The organism is Anaerolineae bacterium, assembly GCA_014360855.1.
In the GTDB taxonomy this organism is placed as follows: domain Bacteria; phylum Chloroflexota; class Anaerolineae; order JACIWP01; family JACIWP01; genus JACIWP01.
Genome location: JACIWP010000279.1, coordinates 1 through 3,796 on the forward strand (window position 1 = coordinate 1; position 3,796 = coordinate 3,796).

Annotated in this window: 2 protein-coding genes and 1 pseudogene; all 3 read right to left on the bottom strand. The window is 67.8% G+C overall.

Annotated elements, in window-relative coordinates; all coding sequences use genetic code 11:
- Nucleotides 1-1,041: 1,041 nt before the first annotated feature.
- Nucleotides 1,042-1,563 (bottom strand): annotated as a pseudogene (locus tag H5T60_12615) (CoB--CoM heterodisulfide reductase iron-sulfur subunit A family protein).
- Nucleotides 1,547-2,923 carry a CoB--CoM heterodisulfide reductase iron-sulfur subunit A family protein gene (locus tag H5T60_12620; protein MBC7243273.1) on the bottom strand — a complete coding sequence of 459 codons (1,377 nt, stop codon included), beginning with the start codon at nucleotides 2,921-2,923 and terminating at the stop codon, nucleotides 1,547-1,549. Before H5T60_12620 ends, H5T60_12615 begins: the two are co-directional and overlap by 17 nt.
- Nucleotides 2,920-3,796, bottom strand: an 877-nt coding sequence (locus tag H5T60_12625) for a CoB--CoM heterodisulfide reductase iron-sulfur subunit B family protein (protein MBC7243274.1), incomplete at its 5' end; no start/stop codon positions are given. The genes H5T60_12620 and H5T60_12625, both read right to left, overlap by 4 nt.

The following is a 3,796-nucleotide window of genomic DNA, read 5'->3' on the forward strand; positions in this document are numbered from 1 at the left end:
GGCCGGTACGCAGAGCTGGCAGGCGGAGCACAGCTCCGGGTCCACCCAGGCGATGGTCGGCTCCTGCACCAGCTCATGCCGCGAGAAAAGGGAGAGCACTTTGGCGGCGGCCGCGCTGGCCTGGGAGAGGGTTTCGGGAATATCCTTCGGCCCCTGCGCCGCGCCGGCCAGATAGATGCCGGCGGTCAGGCTCTCCACCGGCCGCAGTTTGGGATGGGCCTCGTTGAAGAAGCCGTGCAGATCAGTGCCCACCCGCAGGCGCTGTGCCAGCTCGCGCGCATCCTGCCGCGGCACCACCGCCGTCGCCAGCACCACCAGGTCCGCGGCGATCTCCACCTGCTGGCCGCTCAGCGTGTCCGCCCCCCAGACTATGACCTTGTCGCCGTCGCGGAAAATGCGGGAGACTTTGCCGCGCAGGTACAGCACCCGCTCCTCTTCCATGGCGGCCTGGACGAACTCCTCTGCCCCCTTCCCGCCGGAACGGATGTCAATATAGAAGACGTAGGCCTGGCCGTCCGGGCACTGCCGGCGGAACAGCCGCGCCTGTTTGGCGGTGTACATACAGCAGATCTTGGAGCAGTAGGGCATGGCGTGCTCGGGATCGCGCGAGCCGGCGCACTGCACGAAGACCACTTCCCGGGGCGGCCGGCCGTCCGACGGCCGCAGGATGCGACCCCCCGTGGGGCCATCCGGGCGTAACATGGCCTCCATTTCCAGGCCGGAGATGACATCGGGCACGGTGCCGGCGCCGTACTCGGGAAGCTGTTCCAGGGGGTACAGGTCGAAGCCGGTGGCCACGACAATGGCGCCGACGTTTTCCTCCCGCGGCTGATCCTCGCCCCGCCGGCGGATGCGCACGGTGAAGTTCCCGACGTAGCCGTTGAGCGACTCCACCTCGCTCTCGGTCAGCACGGTGATTTCTGGGTGCGCGCCCAGGGCTTCCAGCTTCTGTGCCAGGAGGTCGCCGGCCGATTCGAAGTTGAAATAGGTGCCGGAAAGCTGGGCCATGCGGCCGCCCAGGCGCGCCTCCCGCTCCACCAGCAGGACCGGGAAGCCGGCCGCGGCGATGTCCAGCGCGGCCTGGATGCCGGCGATACCCCCGCCGATGACCAGGGCACGGCGCACTACCGGCAAGGTGAAGGGGAGCAGTTCCTCGTCGTACCGCACCTTTTCGATGATGGTGCGGATGACCTCGATGGCTTTGCGGGTGGCCGCGTCCGGGTCCTTGGCATGCACCCAGGATACCTGCTCCCGAATGTTGGCGATCTCGACGCGGTAGGGGTTGAGGCCGGCGCTCTCGGCGTTGCGCCGGAAGGTGGCCTCATGCATGGTGGGGGAGCAGGCCGCCACCACCACCCCATCCAGCTTCTCCTCGGCGATCTTACGGCGGATAAGCTCCTGGCCGGGCTCGGAGCACATATATTTGTAGTCGACCGAGACCAGGACGCCGGGTTCATCGCGGAAGGCATCCAGCACTTGCGGGATATCCACCGTGCCGGCGATGTTCAGGCCGCAGTGGCAGACGAACAGGCCGATGCGGCGGGCCTTAGCTTTGGCCGGCATATGTCACCTCCGGCTCCAACTGCCAGCGGGCAAAGAGGGAGAGCACTTTGGCGGCGGCGGCGCTGGCCTGTGCTACCGTCTCGGGGATATCCCGCGGGCCGACGGCGGCGCCGGCGACGAAGACCCCCGGCCGGCAGGTGCTCACCGGCGCCAGGTTGGGATTGGCCTCCCGCAGGAAACCGTGGGCATCCACCTCAATGCCCAGCATCTCCGCCAGCCGGCGCGTCTCCGGCCGCGGCACGATGGCCGTGGCCAGCACCACCATATCCGCGGCGATCTCCACCTGCTGGCCGCTGAGGGTATCCGCTCCCCACACCACGACCTTGTCGCCGTCGCGGAATACCCGCGACACCTTGCCGCGCAGGTATAACACGCGGTCCTCCTCCACGGCGCGCTGGAGGAACTCCTCATAGCGCCGGCCGGCGGTGCGGATGTCAATGTAGAACACGTACGCCTGGCCGTCGGGGACGCGATGGCGGTACAGCATGGCGTGCTTGGCGGTGTACATACAGCAGATGGTGGAGCAGTAGGGCATGGCCTTTTCCGGGTCGCGCGAGCCGGCGCACTGCACGAAGACCACCTCCTTGGGCTCTCGCCCGTCGGAGGGCCGGCGGATCTTGCCGGCGGTGGGACCGGAGGCGGACAGCAGGCGCTCGAAGGCCAAACCGCTGATGACGTCCGGCACCTGGCCGGCGCCGTACTCGCCCAGATGGGTCATGTCGTACAGCTCATAACCGGTGGCCAGGATGATGGCGCCGGCCTCGATCTCCAACAGCTCATCCTCCTGGTCGTAGGCGATGGCGCCGGTGGGGCAGACCTTTTCGCAGACGCGGCATTTGCCCTGGGTGAAATAGCGGCAGTGTTCCTTGTCAATGACGGGCTTGTTCGGCACGGCCTGGGGCGAGAGGGTGTAAATGGCCTTGCGCCGGCCCAGGCCCATATCGAAATCCGATGGCACGCGCGTCGGGCACTTCTCGATGCAGGCCCCACAGCCCGTGCAGATGTCCCACCGCACGCCGGCGGCCCGCCGGCGGATGCGCGCCCGGAAGTGACCGAGTTCTCCCTGGATATCCTCAACCTCGGCGTACGTGATGAGATGAATGTCCGGATGGCGGCCGACCTCGACGGTGCGCGGGGTCAGGATACATTGCGCGCAGTCCAGGGTGGGGAAGGTTTCGGAGAGCTGGGCCATGCGCCCGCCGATAGAGGGGAGCTTCTCCACCAGGGTGACGGGATAGCCCGAATTGGCGATATCCAGCGCGGCCTGCATGCCGGCGATGCCGGCGCCAATGACCAGGGCATGCGCGATCGGTGCGCGAGCGGGACGTTCCATAGCCTTCTCTGCCGGGCACGTCGTCATGGGGATCGGGTCCCTCCGGATACCCCGGCCTGGGCCAGCGCCGGCCGGGGGTCCACGTAGTGCTGTTCGAACCCGTAGCCGGCCGGGTCCAGGCCGAACGCCAGCCCCATCAATTGGGTGAAGTACATGACCGGCAGGGGCTGATACGAGGCATACTGCTGGCGCAGGCGCGCCTGGAGCCAGTCCAGGTTGAACTGGCACAGCGGGCAGGCGGTGGCGAGCACCTGCGCGCCGGCCCGGCCGGCGGCCGAAAGGATGCGGTAGGACATGGGCATGGAAGCTTCCGGCGATTTCACCGTCAGATAGGCCCCACAGCATTCCCCGCGGTGGGGATAGTCCACCACCTCGGCCCCCAAGGCGGCCAGCAGTTCATCCATGATGCCGGGCCGTTCGGGGTCGTCCAGTGCGATCTCGTCCGCCGGCCGCAGGAGCATACAGCCGTAGTAGGCGGCTACCCGCAATCCTCCCAGGCCAGGCACGGCGCGCCGCCGGATGGCCTCCAGCCCCACATCATGCACGAAGATATCCAGCAGATGGCGCACCTCCACCTGGCCGGCATAGGGCTGGGGTCGTTCGAGGAAGGCGTTCAGCTTTTCCAGCGTGTCCGGGTTCTCGCGGAGGAAGTGGTTGGTGCGGCGCAGGACGTTGAAGCAGGTGGCGCAGGCCACGGCCAGGGTGTCGCCGCCGGCCTCGGCCGTGCTCACCAAGTTGCGGGCCGGGCCGGCCAGGTCCAGCACGTTGTCGGTGGAGAGCGGGAAGGTCGCCCCACAGCAGTTCCATTCTGGCAGGGTGACCAGCTCCACCCCCAACGCGCCGGCGGCCTCTTTGGCAGAGCGGTTGAAGCCCACCGCCTTGGTCTCCAGCGTACAGCCG